Origin of the sequence: Enterobacter cloacae complex sp. P1B, from assembly GCF_014982345.1 — a bacterium.
Classification (GTDB): Bacteria; Pseudomonadota; Gammaproteobacteria; order Enterobacterales; family Enterobacteriaceae; genus Enterobacter; species Enterobacter bugandensis.
The window spans coordinates 407,160-432,963 of the sequence record NZ_JADCLF010000006.1 but is presented as its reverse complement, the minus strand read 5'-3'; the positions used below and the strand labels follow the sequence as shown (position 1 = coordinate 432,963).

26 protein-coding genes and 1 other RNA gene are annotated in these 25,804 nt (G+C 55.7%); 12 read left to right on the top strand and 15 right to left on the bottom strand.

From position 1 onward, the window contains the following. Positions 1-15: 15 nt before the first annotated feature. Genes agaE through kbaZ form a run of 4 tightly spaced genes read right to left on the bottom strand, consistent with a single transcriptional unit; the run spans position 16 to position 3,474 of the window. Complete coding sequence (gene agaE / locus INF77_RS06735; protein ID WP_045260092.1) at positions 16-894, bottom strand: PTS N-acetylgalactosamine transporter subunit IID; 879 nt, start codon at positions 892-894, stop codon at positions 16-18. Then, positions 884-1,663 (bottom strand): PTS N-acetylgalactosamine transporter subunit IIC, encoded by a 780-nt coding sequence (agaW, locus tag INF77_RS06730; RefSeq protein WP_028014525.1) that lies wholly within the window; start codon positions 1,661-1,663, stop codon positions 884-886. Before agaW ends, agaE begins: the two co-directional genes overlap by 11 nt. A 10-nt stretch (positions 1,664-1,673) precedes the next feature. Then, the gene (gene agaV, locus INF77_RS06725; protein ID WP_028014524.1) at positions 1,674-2,147 is read right to left on the bottom strand and encodes a PTS N-acetylgalactosamine transporter subunit IIB; all 474 of its coding nucleotides are present in this window, start codon (positions 2,145-2,147) and stop codon (positions 1,674-1,676) included. Between the two features lie 19 nt (positions 2,148-2,166). Then, complete coding sequence (gene kbaZ / locus INF77_RS06720; protein WP_193532321.1) at positions 2,167-3,474, bottom strand: tagatose-bisphosphate aldolase subunit KbaZ; 1,308 nt, start codon at positions 3,472-3,474, stop codon at positions 2,167-2,169. Positions 3,475-3,713: 239 nt separating this feature from the next. Between kbaZ and INF77_RS06715 the strand changes: the two genes are divergently transcribed. Further along, a complete protein-coding gene (locus INF77_RS06715; protein ID WP_048999518.1) occupies positions 3,714-4,517 on the top strand; it encodes a DeoR family transcriptional regulator in 804 nt (267 codons plus the stop codon). 46 nt (positions 4,518-4,563) lie between these two features. On the opposite strand, the gene garD is transcribed toward INF77_RS06715, so the two are convergent. Next, complete coding sequence (gene garD, locus INF77_RS06710; RefSeq protein WP_193532322.1) at positions 4,564-6,135, bottom strand: galactarate dehydratase; 1,572 nt, start codon at positions 6,133-6,135, stop codon at positions 4,564-4,566. Between the two features lie 358 nt (positions 6,136-6,493). Here garD and garL point away from each other — a divergent pair, with 358 nt between their 5' ends. The 10 genes from garL (at position 6,494) to INF77_RS06660 (ending at position 19,124) form a co-directional block, all read left to right on the top strand. Beyond that, positions 6,494-7,264, top strand: a complete 771-nt coding sequence (gene garL, locus INF77_RS06705; protein WP_028014520.1) for a 2-dehydro-3-deoxyglucarate aldolase — start codon at positions 6,494-6,496, stop codon at positions 7,262-7,264. Positions 7,265-7,285: 21 nt separating this feature from the next. After that, entirely contained in the window at positions 7,286-8,176 is an 891-nt protein-coding gene (garR, locus tag INF77_RS06700) for a 2-hydroxy-3-oxopropionate reductase (RefSeq protein ID WP_136343815.1), read from the top strand. 59 nt (positions 8,177-8,235) lie between these two features. After that, positions 8,236-8,612: RNase P RNA component class A (rnpB, locus tag INF77_RS06695), an RNA gene on the top strand. Between the two features lie 689 nt (positions 8,613-9,301). Next, the gene (gene tdcA, locus INF77_RS06690; protein WP_045260099.1) at positions 9,302-10,222 is read left to right on the top strand and encodes a transcriptional regulator TdcA; all 921 of its coding nucleotides are present in this window, start codon (positions 9,302-9,304) and stop codon (positions 10,220-10,222) included. 96 nt (positions 10,223-10,318) lie between these two features. After that, entirely contained in the window at positions 10,319-11,308 is a 990-nt protein-coding gene (gene tdcB / locus INF77_RS06685; protein ID WP_045260157.1) for a bifunctional threonine ammonia-lyase/L-serine ammonia-lyase TdcB, read from the top strand. 9 nt (positions 11,309-11,317) lie between these two features. Continuing rightward, positions 11,318-12,649, top strand: coding sequence for a threonine/serine transporter TdcC (gene tdcC, locus INF77_RS06680; RefSeq protein ID WP_045260100.1), 1,332 nt, complete (start codon positions 11,318-11,320; stop codon positions 12,647-12,649). Between the two features lie 29 nt (positions 12,650-12,678). Next, the gene (gene tdcD, locus INF77_RS06675) at positions 12,679-13,887 is read left to right on the top strand and encodes a propionate kinase (protein ID WP_193532115.1); all 1,209 of its coding nucleotides are present in this window, start codon (positions 12,679-12,681) and stop codon (positions 13,885-13,887) included. Between the two features lie 15 nt (positions 13,888-13,902). Beyond that, positions 13,903-16,197, top strand: coding sequence for a formate C-acetyltransferase (pflB, locus tag INF77_RS06670; RefSeq protein WP_150145176.1), 2,295 nt, complete (start codon positions 13,903-13,905; stop codon positions 16,195-16,197). Positions 16,198-16,470: 273 nt separating this feature from the next. Beyond that, the gene (locus INF77_RS06665) at positions 16,471-17,802 is read left to right on the top strand and encodes an amino acid permease (protein ID WP_193532114.1); all 1,332 of its coding nucleotides are present in this window, start codon (positions 16,471-16,473) and stop codon (positions 17,800-17,802) included. 20 nt (positions 17,803-17,822) lie between these two features. Then, positions 17,823-19,124: a serine dehydratase subunit alpha family protein gene (locus INF77_RS06660; protein WP_193532113.1), complete on the top strand. Its 1,302-nt coding sequence runs from the start codon at positions 17,823-17,825 to the stop codon at positions 19,122-19,124. Between the two features lie 53 nt (positions 19,125-19,177). Here the strand turns inward: INF77_RS06660 and INF77_RS06655 are convergent, their stop codons facing one another. Next, positions 19,178-19,879, bottom strand: a complete 702-nt coding sequence (locus INF77_RS06655) for a pirin family protein (RefSeq protein ID WP_028014512.1) — start codon at positions 19,877-19,879, stop codon at positions 19,178-19,180. 104 nt (positions 19,880-19,983) lie between these two features. Here INF77_RS06655 and yhaJ point away from each other — a divergent pair, with 104 nt between their 5' ends. Then, complete coding sequence (yhaJ, locus tag INF77_RS06650) at positions 19,984-20,886, top strand: DNA-binding transcriptional regulator YhaJ (RefSeq protein WP_041907956.1); 903 nt, start codon at positions 19,984-19,986, stop codon at positions 20,884-20,886. A 41-nt stretch (positions 20,887-20,927) separates the two neighbouring features. Here the strand turns inward: yhaJ and INF77_RS06645 are convergent, their stop codons facing one another. The 9 genes from INF77_RS06645 to yqjA form a co-directional block, all read right to left on the bottom strand. Beyond that, positions 20,928-21,293 (bottom strand): DUF805 domain-containing protein, encoded by a 366-nt coding sequence (locus INF77_RS06645; RefSeq protein WP_193532112.1) that lies wholly within the window; start codon positions 21,291-21,293, stop codon positions 20,928-20,930. A gap of 105 nt (positions 21,294-21,398) precedes the next feature. Beyond that, complete coding sequence (locus tag INF77_RS06640) at positions 21,399-22,385, bottom strand: glutathione S-transferase family protein (protein ID WP_048999509.1); 987 nt, start codon at positions 22,383-22,385, stop codon at positions 21,399-21,401. A 72-nt stretch (positions 22,386-22,457) separates the two neighbouring features. Beyond that, positions 22,458-22,850 carry a DoxX family protein gene (locus tag INF77_RS06635; RefSeq protein ID WP_014833394.1) on the bottom strand — a complete coding sequence of 131 codons (393 nt, stop codon included), beginning with the start codon at positions 22,848-22,850 and terminating at the stop codon, positions 22,458-22,460. A 241-nt stretch (positions 22,851-23,091) separates the two neighbouring features. After that, on the bottom strand, positions 23,092-23,388 hold the full coding sequence (locus tag INF77_RS06630) for a YqjK-like family protein (protein WP_014885330.1): 297 nt from the start codon (positions 23,386-23,388) through the stop codon (positions 23,092-23,094). After that, positions 23,385-23,783 (bottom strand): phage holin family protein, encoded by a 399-nt coding sequence (locus INF77_RS06625; protein ID WP_041907961.1) that lies wholly within the window; start codon positions 23,781-23,783, stop codon positions 23,385-23,387. The genes INF77_RS06630 and INF77_RS06625 overlap by 4 nt, the downstream gene beginning before the upstream one ends. 1 nt (position 23,784) lies before the next feature. Further along, positions 23,785-24,090, bottom strand: coding sequence for a YqjD family protein (locus INF77_RS06620; RefSeq protein WP_008503141.1), 306 nt, complete (start codon positions 24,088-24,090; stop codon positions 23,785-23,787). A gap of 29 nt (positions 24,091-24,119) precedes the next feature. Then, the gene (locus tag INF77_RS06615) at positions 24,120-24,488 is read right to left on the bottom strand and encodes a DUF1090 domain-containing protein (protein ID WP_028014508.1); all 369 of its coding nucleotides are present in this window, start codon (positions 24,486-24,488) and stop codon (positions 24,120-24,122) included. A gap of 143 nt (positions 24,489-24,631) precedes the next feature. Further along, positions 24,632-25,015 (bottom strand): EnvZ/OmpR regulon moderator MzrA, encoded by a 384-nt coding sequence (mzrA, locus tag INF77_RS06610; protein ID WP_193532111.1) that lies wholly within the window; start codon positions 25,013-25,015, stop codon positions 24,632-24,634. 2 nt (positions 25,016-25,017) lie between these two features. Next, complete coding sequence (yqjA, locus tag INF77_RS06605) at positions 25,018-25,680, bottom strand: DedA family general envelope maintenance protein YqjA (protein WP_008503144.1); 663 nt, start codon at positions 25,678-25,680, stop codon at positions 25,018-25,020. Positions 25,681-25,804: the final 124 nt, after the last annotated feature.

Sequence of the window (25,804 nt, the reverse complement as noted above, 5' to 3'; positions counted from 1 at the left end):
GCAACCTCTTTGCTTTTACAGGAAGTGACAGAATTTACCGACAACGCCCAGCAGTACGGTAATACCGATCAGCCGCAGCGGGCTCCAGCCGCGGCGCACCAGCCAGAACATGGTCAGGGTGTAGACCAGCGGCAGGAACGCGGGCATCAGCTTGTCGATCACGTCGGTTTGCAGTTTAACGACCGCATCACCCGCCTTGATTTCAAGCGTCGTATTGAGTCGGACGTAGGTCGCCACCAGCGCGCCGATCACCGTCATCCCGACAATAGAGGCCGCGTGGCCCACCTTTTTGGTGTTGGCTTTGATCAGCGGAATGGCGGCAACGCCCATTCGGTATGCGTAGTGCGCCAGGCCAAAGCGCAGGCCGAGATGCACCACGTTGAACAGCACGATAAAAACTACCGCGCCAAGAATGGAACCTTGCAGCGCCAGGCTGGCACCAATACCGCCGCAGATGGGTAACAGGGTCAGCCAGAACATGGCGTCACCAATGCCTCCGAGCGGGGCTCCGACCGCAATTTTGGTGCTCTGAATGCTGTTTACATCCTGCTTGGAACGCTCCATTGCCAGAATAATGCCGATAACGAAGGTCACCAGAAACGGGTGGGTGTTAAAGAAGCCCATATGACCTTTCATCGCCCGCGCCAGGTCCCGCTTATTGGTGTGGATCTTTTTCAGCGCGGGCAGCAGCCCGTACAGCCAGCCGGAGGCCTGCATACGCTCATAGTTGAACGAGGCCTGCAGCAGCATGGAGCGCCAGGCCACGCGGTTAATGTCTTTTTTGGTCAGCTCCGCGCCAATGGTCTGGTCTTCATAGACGTTTTCATTCACGCCGCTCAGCAGCGTCTCTTCACTGACAGACGCGCCCGGCAGGGTGGTTTGATTAGATGCCATCTTCAAATTCCTCTTTCTGGGCCGCGGGCGCCGTCGGTTCAGGCGATTTACGCAGCAGGTCGATCAGCGCCATCGCCAGCGCCGCTGCGGCAATCGCCAGTACCGGAAGCTTCAGCCAGGCCGCGGCGACAAAACCGATAATGAAATAAGGGATGTAAACGTTTTTCATCATGATCTTCAGCAGCACGGCGAAGCCGATCGCTGGCATGATGCCGCCCGCGACGCCGAGACCGTCAATCAGACGCTCCGGCAGGATAGCAATGGCGGTTTTCGCGTGTTCAGCGCCAAAGTAGATGGGCAGAAACGCGCACAGGAAATAAAAAATGCCGAGCGCCAGCAGCGCCAGATAGTTGACTCGCTCTATGCCGTCGGTGTCCGCGTTGGCCGCCATGCGATCGCAGCGGGACATTACGCCGGACATCACGGAGAAGAGGAAGGTGATACCCATCTGCACCGCCACGGCAAACGGCACCGCGACCCCAACGGCGACATCCGGCTTCACGCCCGTGGTGATGGCAAACGTGGTGCCGACGATGGTGCCGATAATCACGTTTGGCGGCTGCGCGCCCGCCAGCGGCGCCAGACCCATCCAGACCAGCTCTAAGGTACCGCCGGTCAGGATCCCGGTATGCAGATCGCCCAGTATCAGGCCGACCAGAGGACCAAGCACCACCGGGCGGTGCATGTGTGTTAAGCCGTTAAACATATCCAGGCCCGCGATAAAGGCAAGAAGCCCCAGCGCGAATGCCTGCAACAGACTGATTTCCATTGTGAATCCCTCAAAGCAGTTTAAAGAGATCCAAAGCGGTCTCTGTTGGGACGCCCTGAACAAAGCATTCCACCCCGGCCGCTTTCAGGCCGTTGAACGCAGCGATATCGTTCGCGTCGACAGAGACCGTTTTGGCAATTTGCTGTTTGCCACTGGCGTAGTGCATGTTTCCGACATTGATACGGGTGATGGGCACGCCGCCTTCAACCAGCTTCAGAAAATCGGCGGGTGATTTGCAGACCAGCAGAATTTTCTGGCGGTCAGCGGCACGGTGAATGTTGTCGATCACTTTTTGCAGCGACCAGAAACGCACGGCGATCCCTTCCGCGAGCACCATTTCCATCAGGTTTTGTTGAACCGGATCGTCTGCAACCTCGTCATTTGCCACCAGCACCAGGTTTGCCCCCGCAAACCCCACCCACTGCACGCCCACCTGTCCGTGGATCAGGCGTTCATCAATGCGGCATAAGACAATGTTTGGCATAGCGTTTTCCTCTTTTTAATTATGCGTGTGGAGTCGTTACGCCTTCGCAGGCGGCATGGTACTGCTGGAGTATGTCCTGAATGTGGTCAATGATGAGTTCCCGCGGCGTTGACTTGAGAGCGCCCTCGCGAACTTTGCTGTACTGCAACGGCAAATACTGGCTGATAAGCGGCAGCGGAATAGGTTCGTCTGCCAGATTGCGCACCAGTCGTTCAAAGGCATCGTCAATCTGGCTGTCCGGCCAGTAATAGCGCACGCGGTCGGAGTAGCTGTAGCCGCGGGCCAGGCGTCGGGCGTTGCCGTCACCGTGATAGTGGCTTTGCCAGTATTCCGGGCGATCGAGCATCACGTTTTCCAGAACGTGACGCAGGCCCGAGCTAGCTTTCGCCGGGAGCAGTTCTTCTTCAATGGTGGCCAGTGAGAACAGCGCTTCACGCAGGGCAAAGGTCAGGGCAGGGCCGACTTTTAAAATAGCGAAGTGATCGTTCACCAGCTGGCGCAGCGCCTGTTGCGTCTGGTAATCGGTAGAGTGTGCTTCAAATACCAGCGTGTCGTAGGCTTCAACCATTTTGCTCAGGGCGACGGCTTTATGTGGCTGATAGTCGCAAACGTGCGCATGATCGAACTCAACGCCGGGCTGAACCACCAGGCCAATAATGCGCGGCCAGATGTCGCTTAACCCTTCCTTCTCGAATGCATGGCGGTGTGCCTCAAGCGTGGCGCGCGCCGCCTCTGGCGTCGTGACCTCAAGCTCGGTCAGCGTTTCGTGCGCGCCGCCGGGAACCGGAACTTCCGTGCCGATAACGTAGACCAGATCGGCTACACCAAATTGCTCAAGACAGGTTGTTTCGGCAATTTTTGCCAGACGCGCGGCGCGCCCGGCAACGATCGCATCGGTTAAAGGAACCGGATCGTCTTCGCAGGACATGCTGCAATCGAGGTGAATTTTTTTAAATCCGGCCGCCACGTAGTGCCTGATCAGATCGTCGGCGTTCGCCATCGCCTGCAAAGCCGGCAGGTTTTGCCAGCGGTTGGGCCCTAAATGGTCGCCGCCGAGGATCAGCTGTGACGTCGGGAAACCAAGCGATTGTGCCAGCTTACAGACGAACCCGTGAAAGTCGGCGGGCGTCATGCCGGTATAGCCGCCAAACTGATCCACCTGGTTTGAGGTGGCTTCAATCAGCAGTGGCGTTTGGCGTGAATGGGCGTAACGAATGGCAGCTTCAAGTACCAGTGGATGTGCGGAACAGACGGCATAAATCCCGTTTGCATTCCCCCGTTTATGTTGTTCCACCATTTCTGTCAGATGTTTCACTTTCCTCTCCATTTCGGATGGTAATGATTTTTATCTTTCGTTTTGTTTCATTTAATCCTGCATTATGGCGGTGTAAAAATAAAACGAAAGATAATGGTTTTCCGATCTGTTTCACAAAAGAAACACAATGAAAGGTTTCAGCTGTTCACAGGCTTGCGTATGTCCTCCAGACAGCGCTTGCATTCGCTAAAAAGAAAGGCGTTAATAGACAAAACGAAATGAAATGAAAGTTTATTGATTAAGGATCTCGTATGAGCAGCAGCGATTCATCCGCAGAGAAGCGCATCACCGGCACCAGTGAAAGGCGGGAGCAGATCATTCAGCGGTTGCGGGCGCAGGGAAGCGTGCAGGTTAACGATCTGTCTCATCTGTACGGCGTATCGACGGTGACGATCCGTAACGATCTGGCGTTTCTGGAAAAGCAGGGCATCGCCGTTCGTGCCTACGGCGGGGCGCTGATCTGCGAAGGGAATGCGCCTGGCATCGAGCCTTCCGTTGAGGATAAAAGCTCGCTCAATACGGCGGTGAAGCGCAGCATCGCTCAGGCCGCCGCCGCGCTGGTGAAGCCGGGGCACCGCATTATTCTGGATTCCGGCACCACGACTTTTGAGATCGCTCGTATGCTGCGCCAGCACACGGATGTCATTGCGATGACTAACGGGATGAACGTGGCGAATGCGTTGCTGGAAGCTGAAGGGGTAGAGCTGCTGATGACCGGCGGGCACTTGCGGCGTCAGTCGCAGTCCTTCTACGGCGACCAGGCGGAACAGTCCTTACAGAATTATCACTTTGATCTGCTGTTCCTGGGCGTCGACGCTATCGATCTCGATCGCGGTGTGAGCACGCACAACGAGGATGAAGCACGCCTGAACCGCAAAATGTGCGAGGTGGCAGAGCGTATTATTGTCGTGACCGACTCCAGCAAGTTTAACCGCTCAAGCCTGCATAAAATCATTGATACGCAAAGGATTGATATGATTATCGTTGATGAAGGCATTCCGGCGGAGAGTCTGGAAGGATTACGGAAAAGCGGGATTGAGGTGGTGTTGGTTTAAGGTTTTTACCCTCTCCCCTATGGGGAGAGGGAAGGCTGAGGGGCCATCACGTCACCGGTGCCGGGTTAAATACCGCCAGCTGGTTATGCAATCCCCACTGGTCCGAGAAAGTTTTCTTCCTCCCGCTCGCTACGTCCAGAATAAAATGGAACAGCTTCCAGCCCACGTCCTCAATACTCTCTTCTCCAGTGGCGATGGTGCCCGCGTTGATGTCCATCAAATCATACCAGCGGTTTGCCAGCGCGGTGCGTGTCGCCATTTTGATCACGGGCACCGCCATCAGGCCGTACGGCGTGCCGCGCCCGGTGGTAAAGACCTGCACCGTAATGCCGGATGCGACCTGCTGCGTGCCGCACACAAAATCGCTGGCCGGCGTTGCCGCGTAGATCAGGCCGCGTTTCGTCGGGCGCTGTCCCGGAGAGAGCACCTCTGCAATGGCGCTCTGGCCGGATTTGGCAATCGAACCGAGGGCTTTTTCCACCACGTTCGCCAGGCCGCCTTTCTTGTTGCCCGGCGAAGGGTTGGCGCTGCGGTCCGTTTTGCCCATATCGAGATAGTTATCGTACCAGGCCATCTCCTCCAGCAGGCGTTTGCCCACCTCTTCGTTGACTGCGCGCGGCGTCAGCAGATGGATGGCGTCACGCACTTCGGTTACCTCGGAGAACATCACCGTGGCGCCGCAGCGAACCAGCAGATCGGACGCATAGCCCACTGCCGGGTTGGCCGTCACGCCGGAAAACGCATCGCTGCCGCCGCATTGTGTTCCCACCACCAGTTCCGACGCCGGACACGTTTCGCGCTGGCGGCGGTTGAGTTTGTCCAGATGATGCTCTGCTACCTGCAAAATATCGTCGACCATTGAACGAAAACCAACGTGGCGCTCGTCCTGCAGGCGCACGATGCTGGCCCCGTCAGCCGGGATGGCTTTGACATCTTCGGAGCCCTGAAGCAGGCGCTCTGGCTGCAATTTTTCACAGCCGAGACCGATTACCATCACCTCGCCGCCAAAGTTGGGGTTCAGGGCAATATTGTGGATGGTCCGGATAGGCACCACCGCAGCGGGCGCGTTAATTGCCACGCCGCAGCCGTAGAGGTGGTTCAGTCCCACCACGCCGTCGACGTTCGGGTACTTTGGCAGCAGATCGCGTTCAATGATTTTCACCACGTAATCCACCACGCCCGCCACGCAGTGCACGCTGGTGGTAATGCCGAGCAGGTTTTTGGTGCCGACGCTACCGTCCGCATTGCGGTAGCCTTCAAAGGTATAGCCCTCCAGCGGCGGCAAAGCTTCAGGAACGCGGGTCGCCAGCGGAAGCGTATTCAGCGGCGGTGCTTCTGGCAGCGCCACCAGCGACTCCTCAATCCAGCTACCCTGCGGGATAGCGCTTACCGCATAGCCGATGACTTCGCCGTAGCGTACGATTTCACCGTGGGCAGGAATATCGACCAACGCGACCTTGTGCCCCTGCGGAATATGCTCAATTAGCTCCAGCCCGTCCGGGAAGCGGGTGCCTGCTTTTAAGCCATTGTCGTTGACAATAATCGCCACGTTATCCGTATCGTGAACCTTAATATAAAACGCCGTCGGGGGTGCCTCTCTAATTGCAATATCGGTCATTATTCACTCTTCTCCGGCAAAGTTTTAGCTATGAAAAATAACTCGTTGGATAATCGTTTTCTTAACGTAGAAATAAAGCATGTCAGGAGAAGAAAAGTGAAAATGTGATCGCGATCGTTTCAGGCGGACTAATCCTTGATTCTGTGCATTAGCGCCCACTGCTTTGTGCATATGCTCAAAATAGCATTGAGATGTAACGCAATACTTGAGCATCAAAACAATGTGCTGACGTGTAGAGCCGATTATACTGAATGACGATTTTATAACGCCACCATTCAGTCAGAGAAATAAATATAAAGAATCTGTTCTGGAATAAATATTACTGGCGAAAACTGCGGAATTAAAAAAGGGTTAAGTGATGAATAACGATATCTTCCCGAATAAGTTTAAAGCTGCCCTCGCGGCGCACCAGATTCAGATTGGCTGTTGGTCCGCGCTGGCAAACCCTATCAGCACCGAAGTGTTAGGCCTGGCCGGATTCGACTGGCTGGTGCTGGACGGCGAGCACGCGCCGAACGATATCAGCACCTTTATTCCGCAGCTGATGGCGCTGAAAGGTAGCCCCAGCACTCCGGTAGTGCGCGTGCCAACGAACGAGCCGGTGATTATCAAGCGTCTACTGGATATCGGTTTCTACAATTTCCTGATCCCGTTTGTGGAAACGGAAGAACAGGCGGCGCTGGCCGTGGCCTCAACGCGCTATCCGCCGGAAGGGATCCGCGGCGTCTCGGTATCGCACCGCGCCAACATGTTTGGCACCGTGCCGGACTATTTCGCCCAGTCCAATAGCAACATCACTATTCTGGTTCAGATTGAAAGCCAGCAGGGCGTTGATAACGTCGATGCGATTGCAGCCACAGACGGCGTGGACGGTATCTTCGTCGGTCCAAGCGATCTGGCTGCGGCGTTTGGGCATCTGGGCAACGCCAGCCACCCGGACGTACAGCGCGCAATCCAGCACATCTTTGCCCGCGCCAAAGCGCACGGCAAACCGTGCGGCATTCTGGCGCCGGTTGAAGCCGATGCCCGCCGCTACCTGGAGTGGGGAGCCACGTTCGTTGCCGTCGGCAGCGACCTCGGCGTGTTCCGCTCAGCTACGCAGAAATTAGCGGACGCTTTTAAAAAATAACCATCATTGAGGAAACAGATTATGACGCTGAAAGTGGGTTTTATTGGTCTTGGGATCATGGGTAAACCAATGAGTAAGAACCTGATTAAAGCGGGTTACTCACTGGTGGTATCCGATCACAATCCACAGTCTGTGGCTGAGGTGATGGCGGCGGGCGCGGAAACAGCTACTACCCCTAAAGCCATTGCTGAGCGGTGCGATGTCATCATCACCATGCTGCCAAATTCCCCTCACGTCAAAGAGGTCGCGCTTGGGGAGAACGGCATCATCGAGGGTGCGAAGCCGGGCCTGGTGCTGATTGATATGAGCTCTATTGCCCCGCTCGCGAGCCGTGAAATCAGCGAGGCGTTAAAAGCGAAGGGCGTAGAGATGCTGGATGCGCCCGTCAGCGGCGGCGAGCCGAAAGCCATCGACGGTACCCTGTCGGTGATGGTGGGCGGCGATAAGGCCGTGTTCGACAAATACTATGACCTGATGAAAGCGATGGCAGGCTCCGTAGTGCATACCGGAGACATTGGCGCGGGCAACGTTACCAAGCTCGCGAACCAGGTGATTGTGGCGCTGAACATTGCCGCCATGTCTGAAGCGCTGACGCTGGCAACGAAGGCGGGCGTCAATCCGGACCTGGTCTATCAGGCAATCCGTGGCGGTCTGGCGGGCAGTACGGTGCTGGATGCCAAAGCGCCGATGGTGATGGATCGTAATTTCAAACCCGGTTTCCGCATTGATCTGCACATCAAAGATCTGGCGAACGCGCTGGATACGTCTCACGGCGTGGGTGCACAGCTGCCGCTGACCGCTGCGGTTATGGAGATGATGCAGGCGCTGCGTGCGGATGGCCTAGGCACGGCCGATCACAGCGCGATTGCGTGCTACTACGAAAAACTGGCGAAGGTGGAAGTGGCGCGTTAATAGCATCTTGCCCGCACCTGAGGGTGACAGCGGCGTGCAAACCCTCTATACTGCGCGCCGAAGCTGACCAGACAGTCGCCGCTTCGTCGTCGTCCCTTTCGGGGGAGACGGGCGGAGGGGAGGAAAGTCCGGGCTCCATAGGGCAGGGTGCCAGGTAACGCCTGGGGGGGAAACCCACGACCAGTGCAACAGAGAGCAAACCGCCGATGGCCCGCGCAAGCGGGATCAGGTAAGGGTGAAAGGGTGCGGTAAGAGCGCACCGCGCGGCTGGTAACAGTCCGTGGCACGGTAAACTCCACCCGGAGCAAGGCCAAATAGGGGTTCACATGGTACGGCCCGTACTGAACCCGGGTAGGCTGCTTGAGCCAGTGAGCGATTGCTGGCCTAGATGAATGACTGTCCACGACAGAACCCGGCTTATCGGTCAGCTTCAACTTCTTCCAGAACCCCGCTTCGGCGGGGTTTTTGCTTTTAGGGTTTCGTAGCCCAGGTATGCGCATCGCTACCCGGCAACTCGCACAAACGACATCAATTCTCATATTTGCGACATTAAGCACATTTCACTGCATGACCCTTTCAGGCATCGCTATGCCTACCGCAAACGATCACTATCACAAAATTTCACCCTAAAAAATGGTGAATTTACAGTATTGTTAATTTGTTGCGAATGTTAACTGAACGATCGCAAATATTTTCTTATTTGATATAAACATATTGAAATTAAAAACATTCAGGCTATGAATGTGTGACGTATTCCACTGTTTATAAAAAGCTGTCCAAAAATCCTCTGCAAAATTTGATAATTTGAAAGAATGTTTAAAAGGAATAACGGTTATTTATTGGCCTTTAATTGTCTGAAAGTTCGTCTTTATTGATTTATTTAACGCAGGGAAATTTATCAAGGTTATCGCCATAAAATAAATTTATTACTGCTGATTTTATTGATCGATATCAGCGTAATGGTGTGCTTTTAATTTTATATGGCATTGATTATAAAGTATTTTTTTAGGTTCTTGTTGTGCCCGTAAAATGCGCGGGGAAGCAAATTGTGAGTAACAGCACATACCCCCTGAAACATTATTGGGTAGAATCCGCTGCGTCATAGGGAAATAAGCGCAGAATATTATGAACACTATTATTCTACCGAAAACTCAGCACCTCGTGGTATTTCAGGAAGTCATTAAAAGTGGCTCCATAGGTTCTGCCGCAAGACAACTAGGCCTGACGCAACCCGCCGTCAGCAAAATCATCAGCGACATCGAATCCTACTTCGGGGTGGAAGTGATGGTGCGTAAAAACACCGGCGTAAAACTCACTGCCGCTGGTCAGGTGCTGCTGTCATACGCTGAGTCGATCACCCGCGAAATGAAAAACATGGTGAGCGAAATCAACAGCCTCAGTTTCAGTACCGTCATGGACGTCTCCTTTGGCTATCCGTCGCTGATTGGCTTCACCTTCCTGTCTGAGATGATCAAAAAATTCAGGGAAGTGTTCCCGAAAGCGCGCGTCTCCATGTATGAAGCGCAGCTCTCTTCATTCCTGCCCGCCATTCGCGACGGTCGGCTGGATTTTGCCATCGGCACGCTGAGCGACGGAATGTTGCTTCAGGATCTTCACGTTGAGCCACTGTTTGAATCCGAGTTTGTGCTGGTGGCGAGTAAATCACGAACGTGCACCGGCCCGACCAGACTGGCATCACTTACGCATGAGCAGTGGGTGATGCCGCAAACCGATATGGGCTACTACAACGAACTCCTGACCACCCTGCAAGACAACCGCATCAGCATTGAAAACATCGTCCAGACCGATTCCGTCGTCACTATCTATAACCTTGTCCTGAATGCCGATTATCTGACGGTGATCCCCCGCGACATGATTGCGCCGTTCGGCTCAGACCAGTTTATTGTGCTGCCCGTGGAAGATGAATTACCCGTGGCGCGCTATGCCGCCGTGTGGTCGAAAAATTACAGTATTAAAAAATCGGCGTCAGTATTAGTTGAACTGGCAAAACAATATTCGTCGATGGATATCGATAAACGACGATAGAAATAATTAAGTTTTAAAACACCCGGAGCGACGCTTTTTAACGCTCTGATACCCTGACTTTGCCTGAAAAGAATGAATTATTATAACGAGGATATTATGCACATTACCTACGATCTCCCGGTGACCATTGAAGATATTCAGGACGCCAGAAAACGCCTGGCGGGGAAAATTTATAAAACCGGCATGCCGCGCTCAAATTATCTCAGCGAACGCTGTAAGGGTGAGATATTCCTGAAATTTGAAAATATGCAGCGTACCGGTTCGTTTAAAATACGCGGGGCGTTTAATAAGTTAAGTTCATTGACGGACGCAGAAAAACGCAAAGGGGTAGTGGCCTGCTCCGCAGGAAACCACGCTCAGGGGGTGTCGCTCTCCTGCGCCATGCTCGGTATCGACGGTAAAGTGGTGATGCCGATGGGCGCGCCAAAATCCAAGGTCGCCGCTACCCGCGACTATTCGGCGGAAGTGGTGCTGCACGGCGAGAACTTTAACGACACCATCGCTAAGGTGAGCGAAATCGTCGAGATGGAAGGGCGCATATTTATTCCGCCTTATGACGATCCGAAAGTCATTGCCGGGCAGGGCACCATCGGCCTCGAAATTCTCGAAGATCTCTACGACGTGGATAACGTGATTGTCCCTATCGGCGGCGGCGGCTTAATTGCCGGTATTGCAACGGCAATTAAATCCATCAACCCGACAATCAATATTATCGGCGTACAGTCTGAAAACGTTCACGGCATGGCGGCTTCCTGGCAGGCCGGAGAAATAACCAACCATCGCGTTACCGGCACATTAGCCGACGGCTGCGACGTGTCTCGTCCGGGTAAATTAACCTTCGAAATTGTTCGTGAACTGGTCGATGACATTGTGCTGGTGAGTGAAGACGATATTCGCAACAGTATGATTGCCCTTATTCAGCGAAATAAAGTGGTGACGGAAGGTGCGGGCGCGCTGGCCTGCGCGGCGTTATTAAGCGGCAAGCTTGACCACTATATTCAGGGCCGTAAAACCGTCTGCATTATTTCCGGCGGCAATATCGATCTCTCCCGTGTTTCCCAAATTACCGGCTTCGTTGACGCATAAAGGTGACCTATGAGCAACACAGAAAGCATTATCGTTGGCCAGACAAAAACGTCCTCCTGGCGTAAGTCTGACACCACATGGACGCTCGGCCTGTTTGGTACCGCCATTGGCGCAGGCGTGCTGTTCTTCCCCATTCGCGCAGGCTTTGGCGGACTGATCCCCATCCTGCTGATGCTGGTACTCGCCTTCCCGATTGCGTTTTACTGCCACCGTGCGCTGGCGCGCCTCTGTTTGTCCGGCAGCAACGTCTCCGGCAACATCACCGAGACGGTGGAAGAGCACTTCGGGAAAACCGGTGGGGTGGTGATCACCTTCCTCTACTTCTTCGCCATTTGCCCGCTGCTGTGGATTTACGGCGTCACCATTACTAACACCTTTATGACCTTCTGGGAAAACCAGCTCCAGATGCCTGCGCTGAACCGCGGCGTGGTGGCGCTGTTCCTGCTGCTGCTGATGGCCTTTGTGATCTGGTTCGGGAAAGACCTGATGGTTAAGGTGATGAGCTACCTGGTGTTCCCGTTCATTGCCAGCCTGGTGCTGATTTCCCTGTCGCTGATCCCGTACTGGAACTCGGCGGTGATCGACCAGGTCAACCTGAGCGATATCGCCTTTACCGGTCATGACGGCATTCTGGTCACGGTGTGGCTGGGGATCTCCATCATGGTCTTCTCCTTTAACTTCTCGCCCATCGTCTCCTCGTTTGTGGTCTCCAAGCGCGAAGAGTACGAGCCGAAGTTCGGGAAAGAATTCACCGAGCAGAAATGTTCCAAAATCATCGGTCGCGCCAGCCTGCTGATGGTGGCGGTGGTGATGTTCTTCGCCTTTAGCTGCCTGTTTACGCTCTCTCCGCAGAACATGGCGGATGCCAAAGCACAGAACATTCCGGTGCTCTCTTACCTGGCGAACCACTTTGCCTCGATGTCGGGCAGTAAATCCACGTTCGCCACGGTGCTGGAATACGGCGCCTCCATCATCGCGCTGGTCGCTATCTTTAAATCCTTCTTCGGCCACTACCTGGGCACGCTGGAGGGGCTGAACGGCCTGATCCTCAAGTTCGGCTACAAGGGCGATAAGAAGAACGTCTCCGTCGGCAAGCTGAACACCATCAGCATGATTTTCATCATGGGCTCCACCTGGATTGTGGCCTACGCCAACCCGAACATTCTCGACCTTATTGAAGCCATGGGAGCGCCAATTATCGCCTCTCTGCTGTGTCTGCTGCCGATGTACGCCATTCGTAAAGCGCCCGCGCTGGCGAAATACAAAGGCCGGACCGAGAACATCTTCGTGACCGTGGTCGGCCTGCTGACCATTCTGAATATCGTTTACAAACTGTTCTAACCCAAAGCTCAGGAAGAGCGGAGTAACACATGACTGAATTTCCGGTAGTACTGGTTATTAACTGCGGATCGTCCTCCGTTAAGTTTTCGGTGCTGGACGCAGCAGGCTGCGATGCCCTGCTGACGGGCATTGCGGAAGGCATCAACACTGAAAAAGCCTTTATTTCCGTGAACGGGGGTGAGCCAGTCAGACTGGCTCACCAGGACTACGAAGGGGCACTGGCCGCCATCGCCCTCGAGCTGGAGAAGCGCGACCTGATGAGCAGCGTGGCCCTGATTGGCCACCGCATCGCTCACGGCGGCGATCTCTTCAGCGAGTCGACCCTCATCACGGAAGAGGTCATTGAGCAGATCCGCCTGGTTTCCCCGCTGGCGCCGCTGCATAACTACGCCAATCTGAGCGGCGTGGAAGCCGCAGAGCGCCTGTTCCCCGGCGTGCAGCAGGTGGCGGTATTTGACACCAGCTTCCACCAGACCATGGCGCCGCAGGCGTATCTGTACGGTCTGCCGTACCGCTATTTTGAAGAGCTGGGCGTGCGCCGCTACGGTTTCCACGGCACCTCTCACCGCTACGTGTCCGGGCAGGCGCACGCGCTCCTCGGGCTGTCCCCCGATGACAGCGGCCTGGTGATTGCCCATCTCGGCAACGGGGCGTCCATCTGCGCGGTGCGCAACGGTAAAAGCGTCGATACCTCAATGGGGATGACGCCGCTGGAAGGGCTGGTGATGGGCACGCGCTGCGGCGACGTGGACTTCGGCGCAATGGCGTGGATTGCCCAGCAGACCGGTCAGTCGTTCGAGGATCTGGAGCGCGTGGTCAACAAAGAGTCCGGGTTGCTGGGCATCTCCGGTATCTCCTCCGAATTACGCGCGCTGGAGAAAGCCTGGCATGACGGCAATGACCGGGCGCAGCTGGCGATAAATACCTTTGTCCACCGCATAGCGCGGCATATCGCCGGTCATGCCGCGTCTCTGCACCGTCTGGATGGCGTGATTTTCACTGGCGGCATCGGTGAAAACTCCACGCTGATCCGCGCGCTGGTGGCGGAACATCTGAAGGTGTTTGGCATCGCGCTCGACGAGGCGAAAAACGCTCTGCCGGGCAGCGCGGGTGAGCGCGTCATCTCCACCGAGTCGTCCCGCGTGACCTGCGCGGTTATCCCTACCAACGAAGAAAAAATGATCGCGCTGGACGCCCTCCGTCTTGGGAAGGTCATCCCGGCTGCGGCTTACGCCTGATAAAGCGAGAATCATATGAAAGTAACAATCGATACGGGCGTCGCGCCCTACAGCGACGCATGGGCCGGGTTTCGCGGTGAAGAGTGGAAAAATGCCGTTAACGTCCGCGATTTTATTCAGCATAACTACACCCCTTATGAAGGCGATGAAGCTTTCCTCGCGCAGGCGACGCCAGCAACGACGGCGCTGTGGCAGAAGGTGATGGTCGGCATTCGCCAGGAGAATGCCACCCACGCCCCGGTGGATTTCGACACCAACATTGCCACGACCATTACCGCCCACGGACCGGGCTATATCGACCAGGATCTTGAGACGATCGTCGGCCTGCAAACCGACAAGCCGCTCAAGCGCGCCCTGCATCCGTACGGCGGGATCAATATGATCCGCAGCTCGTTCGAAGCCTACGGGCGGGAAATGGATCCGCAGTTCGAATACCTGTTTACCGACCTGCGTAAAACCCACAACCAGGGCGTGTTTGACGTTTACTCCCCGGAGATGATGCGCTGCCGTAAATCTGGCGTGCTGACCGGTCTGCCGGACGGCTACGGGCGCGGGCGCATTATCGGCGATTACCGCCGTGTGGCGCTGTACGGCATCAGCTATCTGGTGCGCGAGCGTGAACTTCAGTTCGCCGATCTTCAGGGGAGGCTAGAGCGCGGCGAAGATCTGGAGGCAACGATCCGCCTGCGCGAGGAGCTGGCGGAGCACAGGCGCGCGCTGCTGCAGATCCAGCAGATGGCGGCGAACTATGGCTTTGATATTTCACGTCCGGCGATGAACGCGCAGGAAGCGGTGCAGTGGGTCTACTTTGCCTACCTTGCCGCAGTGAAATCTCAGAACGGCGGGGCGATGTCGCTGGGGCGCACGGCCTCGTTCCTTGATATCTACATTGAACGCGACATGCAGGCGGGGCGGCTGAACGAGGTGCAGGCCCAGGAGCTGATCGACCACTTCATCATGAAGATCCGCATGGTGCGCTTCCTGCGCACGCCGGAGTTCGACACGCTCTTCTCCGGCGATCCGATCTGGGCCACGGAAGTGATCGGCGGCATGGGGCTGGATGGCCGTACGCTGGTGACCAAAAACAGCTTCCGCTACCTGCATACCCTGCACACCATGGGGCCTGCGCCGGAGCCAAACCTGACGATCCTCTGGTCCGAACAGCTGCCGATCGCGTTTAAGAAATACGCCGCGCAGGTGTCGATCGTCACCTCGTCGCTGCAGTATGAGAACGACGATCTTATGCGCGCCGACTTCAACAGCGACGACTACGCCATTGCCTGCTGCGTCAGCCCGATGGTGATCGGCAAGCAGATGCAGTTCTTTGGCGCACGCGCCAACCTCGCCAAAACGCTGCTGTACGCGATCAACGGCGGGGTGGACGAGAAGCTGAAGATCCAGGTCGGCCCGAAAACCGAGCCGCTGCTGGATGAGGTGCTGGATTACGACACCGTGATGGCGAGCCTCGACCACTTTATGGACTGGCTGGCGGTGCAGTACATCAGCGCGCTGAATCTCATTCACTACATGCATGATAAGTACAGTTACGAAGCCTCGCTGATGGCGCTGCACGATCGTGACGTCTATCGCACCATGGCCTGCGGCATTGCCGGGCTGTCGGTGGCGGCGGATTCCCTGTCGGCGATTAAGTACGCCACGGTGAAACCAGTGCGCGACCACACCGGCCTGGCGGTGGACTTCGTCATCGAAGGGGACTATCCGCAGTACGGCAATAATGACGATCGCGTGGACAGCATCGCCTGCGACCTGGTGGAGCGATTTATGAAGAAGATCCAGGCGCTGCCGACGTATCGCAACGCGGTGCCGACTCAGTCGATCCTGACTATCACCTCCAACGTGGTCTACGGCCAGAAAACGGGCAACACGCCGGACGGACGCCGCGGCGGCACGCCGTTTGCGCCTGGCGCCAACCCGATGCACGGTCGCGACAGGAAAGGGGCGGTGGCTTCGCTAACGTCGGTCGCCAAGCTGCCGTTTACCTACGCGAAAGACGGGATCTCCTATACCTTCTCCATTGTGCCGCAGGCGCTGGGCAAGGATGAACTGGTGCGCAAAACCAACCTGGTGGGGTTGCTGGATGGGTACTTCCATCACGAAGCGTCTATTGAGGGCGGGCAGCACCTGAACGTCAACGTCATGAACCGGGAGATGCTGCTGGATGCCATTGCCCATCCGGAGAACTACCCGAACCTGACAATTCGCGTATCCGGCTATGCAGTACGGTTTAACGCTCTGACGCGCGAGCAGCAGCAGGACGTGATTTCGCGGACGTTTACGCAAGCGATGTAATTCCAATTGCCATTGTGCCTCCTCCTTAGAGGAGGCTTTTAATTTCGTGAATATTGTCACATTTAGAAAATACCCTCCTCGTTTCCACCTCCAGTAGCAATTTTTCCTCCAGTGTCAGGAAATCCCTATAAAACTTGTGACTTTTTTCTCCCTTGCTCCGGCTATGATTTCCTCACACCAATAACAAACACCTGCTGCTCTCTGACTCGCAATCGCTGGCGATCGGAACCTAATAAAAACAATTGTTTACCCTACAAAATAAGCGAGTGCCCAATGAATATGGCAACAAACAGCAGTGTGATTGTGAGTGATTCCCCTGCGGCAAGGCGGGCGGGAATGAGCGAAAGCGAATGGCGAGAGGCGATCAAATTCGACAGCACCGACACGGGCTGGGTCATCATGAGTATCGGGATGGCTATCGGCGCGGGTATCGTTTTTCTTCCGGTGCAGGTTGGATTAATGGGGCTGTGGGTCTTTTTGCTCTCCTCGATTATTGGCTATCCGGCCATGTACCTCTTCCAGCGATTATTTATTAATACGCTGGCGGAATCCCCGGAATGTAAAGACTACCCGAGCGTGATTAGCGGTTATTTAGGTAAAAACTGGGGCATCTTATTAGGTGCACTTTATTTCGTGATGCTGGTCATCTGGATGTTTGTCTATTCCACGGCTATCACCAACGACAGCGCATCCTATTTGCACACCTTCGGGTTCACCGAGGGGTTGCTGTCGGAAAATCCCTTCTACGGCTTATTCCTGATCTGTATTCTGGTCGCCATCTCTTCGCGCGGTGAAAAGCTGCTGTTTAAAGTCTCCAGCCTGATGGTGCTGACCAAATTATTTGTGGTGGCGGCGCTGGGGCTTTCAATGATCGGCCTCTGGTATTTAGCCAACGTCGGTATGCTGCCGCCGATGGGGTTGCTGATAAAAAATGCCATTATTACGCTGCCCTTTACCTTAACCTCCATTCTGTTTATCCAGACATTAAGCCCGATGGTGATTTCCTATCGTTCACGGGAAAAATCCGTTGAGGTGGCGCGTCATAAGGCGCTGCGGGCGATGAATATCGCCTTTGGCATACTCTTTGTCACGGTCTTCTTCTACGCCGTCTCTTTCACCCTGGCGATGGGACACGACGAAGCGGTGAAAGCCTACGAGCAGAACATTTCCGCCCTGGCGATTGCGGCGCAGTTTATCAGCGGCGACGGCGCGGGCTGGGTCAAAATCGTCAGCGTGATCCTCAATATTTTTGCCGTGATGACCGCCTTCTTCGGCGTCTATCTCGGCTTCCGCGAAGCCACGCAGGGGATCGTGATGAATATCCTGCGCCGTAAAATGCCGGCTGAACGTATTAATGAAAGCATCGTCCAGCGCGGGATCATGCTGTTCGCTATCCTGCTGGCCTGGAGCGCGATCGTGTTAAACGCGCCGGTACTGAGCTTCACCTCTATCTGTAGCCCTATCTTCGGCATGGTGGGCTGCCTGATCCCTGCGTGGCTGGTCTACAAGGTACCGGCGCTGCATAAATATAAGGGCGTATCGCTGGTGATTATTGTCATCACCGGGCTGCTGCTTTGTGTTTCTCCTTTCCTCGCATTTTCCTGAGGGCAAATAAGGTCGTAACGATGTCTGAGCAAACTCATCCTTTATGGAATCAATTTATTCGCGTAGTGCAGGAAGAAGTTAAGCCTGCGCTGGGGTGCACCGAGCCCGTTTCTCTGGCCCTTGCCTGTGCGATTGCCGCAGAGCAACTGCCCGGCGACGTCACGAAGATTGAGGCGTGGGTATCGCCGAATCTGATGAAGAACGGGCTTGGCGTAACGGTGCCGGGCACCGGCATGGTCGGGCTGCCCATTGCGGCGGCGCTGGGTGCCATCGGTGGCAATGCGCAGGCGGGGCTGGAAGTGCTGAAAGATGTCACCGCCGATGCGCTGGCGCGGGCCAAAGCAATGCTTAACGCCGGTCTGGTGCAGGTGAAATTGCAGGAGCCGTGCGATGAGATCCTCTATTCACGTGCCTGCGTCTACGCCGGTGAGGCCTCGGCCATGGTGACCATTGCGGGCGGACATACCCGCGTGGTGGAGGTGGTTTGTCACTGCGAAACGCGCTTCAGTCTTGACGAGCGGCAGGCCGAGGTAAGTAACGATCCGCTGGCTGTACTGTCAAACACCACGCTCTCGCAGATCCTGGAGTTTGTCGAACAGGTACCGTTCGAGGCGATCCGCTTTATCCTGGAAGCAGGGCAACTGAACGACGCGCTCTCTCGTGAAGGGCTTAGCGGGAAGTGGGGGCTACACATTGGCGCCACCCTCAATAAGCAGCGCGCACGCGGATGGATGGCGCAGGATCTGGGTTCAGACATCGTTATCCGCACCAGCGCGGCCTCGGATGCCCGCATGGGCGGCGCGACGCTGCCGGCGATGAGCAACTCGGGCTCCGGGAATCAGGGAATTACAGCCACCATGCCGGTTGTCGTGGTCGCTGAACATGTTCAGGCCGATGACGAACGGCTGGCGCGGGCGCTGATGCTCTCGCATCTGTCGGCTATCTACATCCATTACCAGCTTCCGCGTTTGTCCGCGCTATGTGCGGCGACAACGGCCGGTATGGGGGCCGCCGCAGGGATGGCGTGGCTGTTGGGCGGAAGCTATCAGACGATTGCAATGGCCATCGGCAGTATGATCGGTGACGTCAGCGGGATGATCTGCGACGGGGCGTCTAACAGCTGCGCCATGAAAGTCTCGACCAGCGTCACCAGCGCCTGGAAAGCCGTGATGATGGCGCTGGATGAGTCGGGCGTGACGGGCAACGAGGGGATTGTAGCGCACGACGTGGAGCAGTCGATCGCGAACCTGTGCGCGCTGGCGTGCCGCTCAATGCAGGCAACGGACCGGCAGATTATTGAGATTATGGCGAGTAAGGTGTAGCGATTGGCATTCGTCCCTCTTCCCAAAGGGGAGAGGGACCGATCGAGCAACTCTTACACCGGCAAATCAATCAGCAGCGCGCGCAGCGGCGTATCTGCCACCAGGGTGATATTCGCTTCGTCACGAATAAACGCCCCGTCGCCGCAGGTGAGCGCTTCTTTCTCTTCCGCGTGCGTTACCGCATGCACCGTACCGTGAATGGACTGCAAATAGGCGCGCGGGCCGTGCAGCTGGAAGCTTGCCTGTTCACCTTTTTTCAGTTCGATATGGTGCAGCCATACCTGCTGTCGCAGCTGCAAGCTGTCCTTGCTGCCGTCAGGCGAGGCAATCAGCTGCTGTTTATCGCCCTTCAGATCTATTTTCTGCACCAGCGGGTTTTCTCGCTCAGGGCAGGCGTCGAGCCACAGCTGCATGCGCGTCAGCGTTTTGTCTTTGCTGAGGTTATGCTCGCTGTAGCTGATGCCCGGCTGCGTGGAAATTAACAACGCTTCGCCAGCCTTTGCCTGGACATGATTGCCCTCGCTATCGCGGTATTCTGCCTCGCCTTCCAGGATCAGGTTCAGGATATCGACTTTCGGATACGTACGCGGCTGGAAGGAGGCGCCCGGGGCGAGCACTTCCTGGTTCAACACGCGCAGTGAAGCGTAACCGAGGAGTTTAGGGTCAAAGTAGTGTCCAAAGGAAAAGGTGTAGCGGGCCTGCAGCCAACCGAAATCGGCTTGTCCGCACTGTTTCGCTGTTCTTGTCGTAATCATAAACTTGACCTCTCTTTACACTAAAACAATGGTAAAGGTATGGACGCTGCATTGTTAGCCAGATATTCTGCCTGGTATGTTCAAATTTCCTGAATGAGAACGAGATGGCTAAAGAGAGAGCATTGACGCTTGAGGCGCTTCGCGTCATGGACGCGATTGACCGGCGCGGCAGTTTTGCGGCGGCGGCCGATGAACTGGGGCGCGTTCCGTCTGCGCTGAGCTACACCATGCAGAAGCTGGAAGAAGAGCTGGACGTGGTGCTTTTTGACCGCTCCGGTCATCGAACAAAATTCACCAATGTCGGTCGAATGCTGCTGGAGCGAGGCCGCGTGCTGCTGGAAGCTGCGGATAAGCTGACGACAGACGCCGAAGCGCTGGCGCGTGGCTGGGAAACGCATCTGACGCTCGTGACCGAAGCGCTGGTGCCGACCGAAGCGCTGTTCCCTCTGGTGGACCGCCTGGCGGCGAAGGCCAATACGCAGCTGTCAATCATCACCGAGGTGCTGGCCGGGGCGTGGGAGCGTCTGGAGACGGGCAGGGCGGATATCGTCATTGCGCCTGACATGCATTTCCGCTCATCGTCAGAAATCAACTCGCGCAAGCTCTACAGCGTCATGAACGTTTACGTCGCCGCGCCGGATCACCCGATTCACCAGGAGCCGGAGCCGCTCTCTGAAGTGACGCGCGTGAAGTACCGCGGCGTGGCGGTGGCGGATACCGCGCGTGAGCGTCCGGTGCTGACGGTTCAGCTGCTGGATAAACAGCCTCGTCTGACGGTCACGTCACTGGAAAACAAGCGGCAGGCGCTGCTTGCCGGTTTGGGCGTGGCGACGATGCCCTACCCGTTTGTCGAAAAAGATATTGCGGAAGGACGACTGAGGGTGGTGAGCCCGGAGTACACCAGCGAAGTGGACATTATTATGGCGTGGCGCCGCGACAGCATGGGCGAAGCCAAATCGTGGTGCCTGCGCGAAATTCCAAAGCTCTTTGCGCATCACAACAAATAAGCGAGCAGGCCCGGTAAGCGTAAGCGCCACCGGGCAGTAATTTACGCGCCGATCTTAGGATCCGGACCAAAGCGGTTTTCGCCCGGCGTCCCGTTCTGACAGTTGAAAATTAAAATCACGATCCAGCCGACAAGCGGGATCAACAGCAACAGCAGCCACCACGCCGAACGATCGGTGTCGTGGAGACGACGAAACAGCACGGCCCATGAAGGCAGCAAAACCAGCAAGCCATAAATCGTAGTGAGTACGCCTTCACCGCCGGCGCGCTCCCAGCCGAGGATTTTATCCACGATGCCCAGCACCATAATCAGGACGAAGTTCACCAGAACGAACATCCAGTACTCTTTGCGGCGGGCGCGGCCACCAAATCCAACGTAGTTGCGCAGTACTTTTAAATACCAGTCCATTTTCCTTGCCTCTTAATCAGTCAATCACTTGTTTTCTAAGCGATCGAGGTAAGGATAGATGTATGCTGTGAATTAAAAAAGGGAATCACTTGATTCCCTAAATAATTATCCGAAACGCACGTCGCGCCCGTGCGGTTCATCCAGATCCTGCCACGGGCCAATGGAGATGATGCCCGTCGGGTTGATGGTCTTGTGGCTGCGGAAATAGTGAGTGCGAATATGGTCAAAATCGACCGTCTCCGCGATCCCCGGCATCTGGTAGATGTCTCGCAGGAAACCATACAGGTTCAGGTAGTCGCTGATGCGGTGTTTATCGCACTTAAAGTGGGTGACATAGACCGGGTCAAAGCGAACCAGCGTGGTCCACAGGCGAATGTCCGCTTCCGTCAGGCGATCGCCCGTCAGGTAGCGATGCTGGCCCAGGATCTGCTCCAGGCGCTCCAGCGATTCAAACACCTTTCCGACCGCTTCGTCATAGGCTTCCTGGCTGGTGGCGAAACCGGCCTTATAGACACCGTTGTTGACGTTGTCGTAAATCCAGCTGTTCAGCTCGTCAATCTTATCGCGCAGTTCAACCGGGTAGTAATCCCCGGCGCGGGCGCCGTGCGCATCAAACGCGGTATTGAACATGCGGATGATTTCCGCGGACTCATTGCTGACGATCGTCTGGTTTTTCTTGTCCCACAGCACCGGCACGGTCACGCGTCCGGTGTAGTGCGGATCGGCGCGCAGATAGAGCTGGTAGAGGAAATCGTGGTGATACAGGTCATCACCGGTCGCAGCGGGGAAATCACTGTCGAACGTCCAGCCGTTTTCCAGCATCAACGGGTTGACGACTGAAACCGGAATGAAGGATTCGAGGCCTTTTAGCTTGCGCACAATCAGCGTGCGGTGCGCCCACGGACAGGCGAGGGAAACGTACAGATGATAACGATCTTTCTCCGCCGCGAAGCCCCCTTCGCCACTCGGGCCGGGTGCGCCGTCGGCGGTCAGCCAGTTACGGAAGGCCGAAACAGAGCGCTTAAAGCGTCCACCGGTGGATTTGGTGTCATACCAGACATCCTGCCAGACGCCGTCTACGAGTTGTCCCATTTTTTACTCCTCCGTCAGATAGCAAAAGCGAGGAGATGTCTCCTCGCTTTGTGTTTATTCAGTATAGCGTGCTTACCATTTCTTATTCAGAACGCGGTCGATGCTGTATGCGCCTGGGCCGGTGATCGCCAGCAGCAGGAAGCCACCCGCGATGGTCAGGTTTTTCATAAACATCAGTGAGTTCACGCCTTCAGCAAAGTTGCTGTGGAAGATGAACGCGGTCAGCAGGGTGAAGCCTGCGGTAAACAGCGCTGTGGTGCGGGTCAGGAAGCCGAACAGAACCGCCAGGCCGCCGCCAAACTCAAGCAGAATGGTCAGCGGCAGCAGGAACCCCGGAACGCCCATGGCTTCCATATACTGCTGGGTACCCGCATATCCGGTGATTTTGCCCCAGCCTGCCACGATAAACAGAATTGGCATCAGAATACGCGCGACCAGTACACCAACATCTTCTAATTTTTTCATTTTACTCTCCAGGAAACCACATAAGCGGCTGAACATTATTTGTCTGCAATTCCGGGTAGATACCGCGGCTCTGCTGTCGATGGAGAGGAGTGTAAACGGGGCGGGTAGCAATTGTTAGCAAGGAAAACTGTCAATCTTCTTCAAAGATATTGAGTAAGGGCAGGTGCGCGCTGGTGCCCTCAGCCCACGGGGAGAAGGGCAAAAACAAAAAACGGTAACCTGAGTTACCGTTTTGCGTTTATCACCGCAGCTGTTGTTGCCGCAGCGTTGCTTTGACCAGGCGCCAGGCGCTCCAGGCACCAAAACCGCGTCGGGCCCAGCGGATGAGCATATTCGGATGACGAACCGTCCAGATAGCCATCACGCTGCTGCCGACCAGCGCCCACGAACGCAGGCTCAGGAAGGTATTCCAGCCACGGTCAAACCGTCGCGTCGCGTCGATCCAGTCACGGCGGCTGGCAGACAGATCCAGCCGCTGCTGCTGGATCTGACTTAACAGGTACGCTTTTCGCTTCTGACGTTCCGCTTTATCGCTCACGGCTTGTCATCCTCCAGCAGGGCGCGATCGTTAGCCAGTTCCTGGCGCGTGTGGCGCAGGAAAGTGGACCTGCGCGCTTTACGCATCGTCCATATGCCGCCAATCAGCGCCGCGACCAGCAGAACGACGGTCGTGGCAATCATCGCGTTAAGTCGATACTGCGGGTCAATGGCCCAGATGATTAACACCATCAGGCTCATCAGACCAAACGCGGCGAAGAGCATGGTCAGCCCGAGCATCAGCAGCATCTGGAAGAGGTTCGCTTTCTCCTCTTCCAGTTCGACCACTGCCAGCCGGACGCGCGTTTCGGCAATCCCAACCAGCGTCGTTAAAATACGCTGGCCGATGCCGAGGACGTTATTAGCAGGCCCTTGTGCGTGACGAGGATCTTCCATATCAACGACGCGTCAGCAGGACACCCAGTACCACACCCACTGCGGCACCAATACCAACTCCCGTCCATGGATTGTCGCGCACATATTCATCTGCGCGCGCAGCCGCTTCACGGGTCTGTTTCGCCAGTGCATCACCGGTTTCACCCAGGCGGTAGCGGCTCTCTTTCAGCGCCTGCTCCGCTTTGCTGCGCAGCTTGCTTACTTCTTCTTTCGACTTATCGGCAGAGGAGTTCAGCACCTCTTCAAGGGTATCGGCCAGGGATTTCAGTTCAGCGCGCAGATGTTCAGACGTCGTATCTTTTGACATGATTCTCTCCTGTTGAGATTTCCGTTAACTCAATAATCGCGAGCTTCCAGCGCTTTCAGGTCGTCCTGCGCCTCTTTCAACTTCTTCTCGCGCTTAGCAATTTTTTCCGCATCCCCTTTCTCTTTCGCTTCCTGCAGGTCTTGACGGCGCTCGGCTATCTCGTCCTTCTGTTCAGCGATTTTCTTTTGGTGATCGGCACGCAGCTTGCTGTCTGAACAGTTCGCTTTCACTTCGCTCAGCGCTTTTTTGAGACCATCAACACGGTGCTGATTGTTATGCTTTTCGGCATAACCGATCTCACGCTGAATATCCTGTTCTTTCTCCTGACAGAGAGAGTTTGCGAAGGTCGTTGTGCTTAAAGAAAAAAGGGCCAGAGCCAGGGTCATGCGGAATTTCATTATCGAAACCTTCCATTGTGCTGCGGGGTTAGCCGCTATCCAAAATGATGCGGAGTACATTCGAGGGGTGCTCCGCGTACTTAAGCATAGTAAGTAAACGGGGGATTCACCAAAGTGAGTGAAAAGATTCGGAATCCAGGAAGTTATCCAAACCGATGCGACGTATCGCGAATCAATGATAACCACGCGGCTGGCGCGTTGTCATCTTCCTGCTGGGCAATGATATAGCCGTGCGGCAGCGTACGGTCAAGAACCGCTTTCGCGGCAGCGCTCTGCGCACGGGAATCAAACTTAATCAGTAAAACATCGTCCTGCGGGGTGATGCTTTTAAAGCGGATGCCGTTTGCATCCAGATGATGCCAGACAGAAAAACCGTCAGGCACACCGCCCCCCTGGTTTACCGGGCGAATGGCCAGCGTAGCGTCCTGATGTGAAAGCGTGTTCCAGGCCAGCAGTACGGCGCTGAGCATCACCAGTGCAATAAAGGCACAGGCAAAGCGGCGCATGGCGAGCGGTGAGATAACCATCGTTAACCTCGCGCTCCGTATTTTTTCTTCCACAGGACAACCAGCGAGCCGATCAGGCCGAAGACCAGCAGAACAACAGGCAGCAGCATCAGGCAGGACATCAGCTGATCTTCATATTTCATGAAGACCGGCGTTTTACCCAGCGCATAGCCCAGCGTCGTCAGGATCAGAACCCATAACAGGCCGCTCATCCAGTTGAAGAACTGGAAGCGTGCGCTGCTCAACCCGGACAGCCCGGCAATGGTGGGCAGCAGGGTGCGCACAAAGGCGATAAAGCGGCCAATCAGCAGCGCGGAAAGCCCATGCTTATGGAACAGGTGGTGTGCCCGCTGGTGATAGTGCGCAGGCAGATGGGAAAGCCAGTTCTGTACTATTCGGGTATTGCCCAGCCATCTTCCCTGGATATAGCTCACCCAGCAGCCAAGGCTGGCCGCGACGGTCAGTAATAAAATGGTTTGCGGGAACGCCATTGCGCCTTTAGCACACAGCACGCCGACAAGCACCAGCAAACTGTCACCCGGCAAGAAGGCTGCAGGCAGCAAACCATTCTCAAGGAACAGAATCATAAACAAGACAAAATAGAGCATGCCAATCATGGAAGGGTTGGCCAGCGTTTCAAAATCCTGCGCCCAAAGGGCATGCAGCAGTTGGGTCAAAAGTTCCATTCAGTGTTCCTGGAAATCGGTTAACGTCTCGCCTGTTATCCGGGACAAACAGCACGGCGACATTGTTGTGATTTCATTATGGTCGCTCGCGGACACATTGCGGTGTGGCCAACACTGTTCCCTG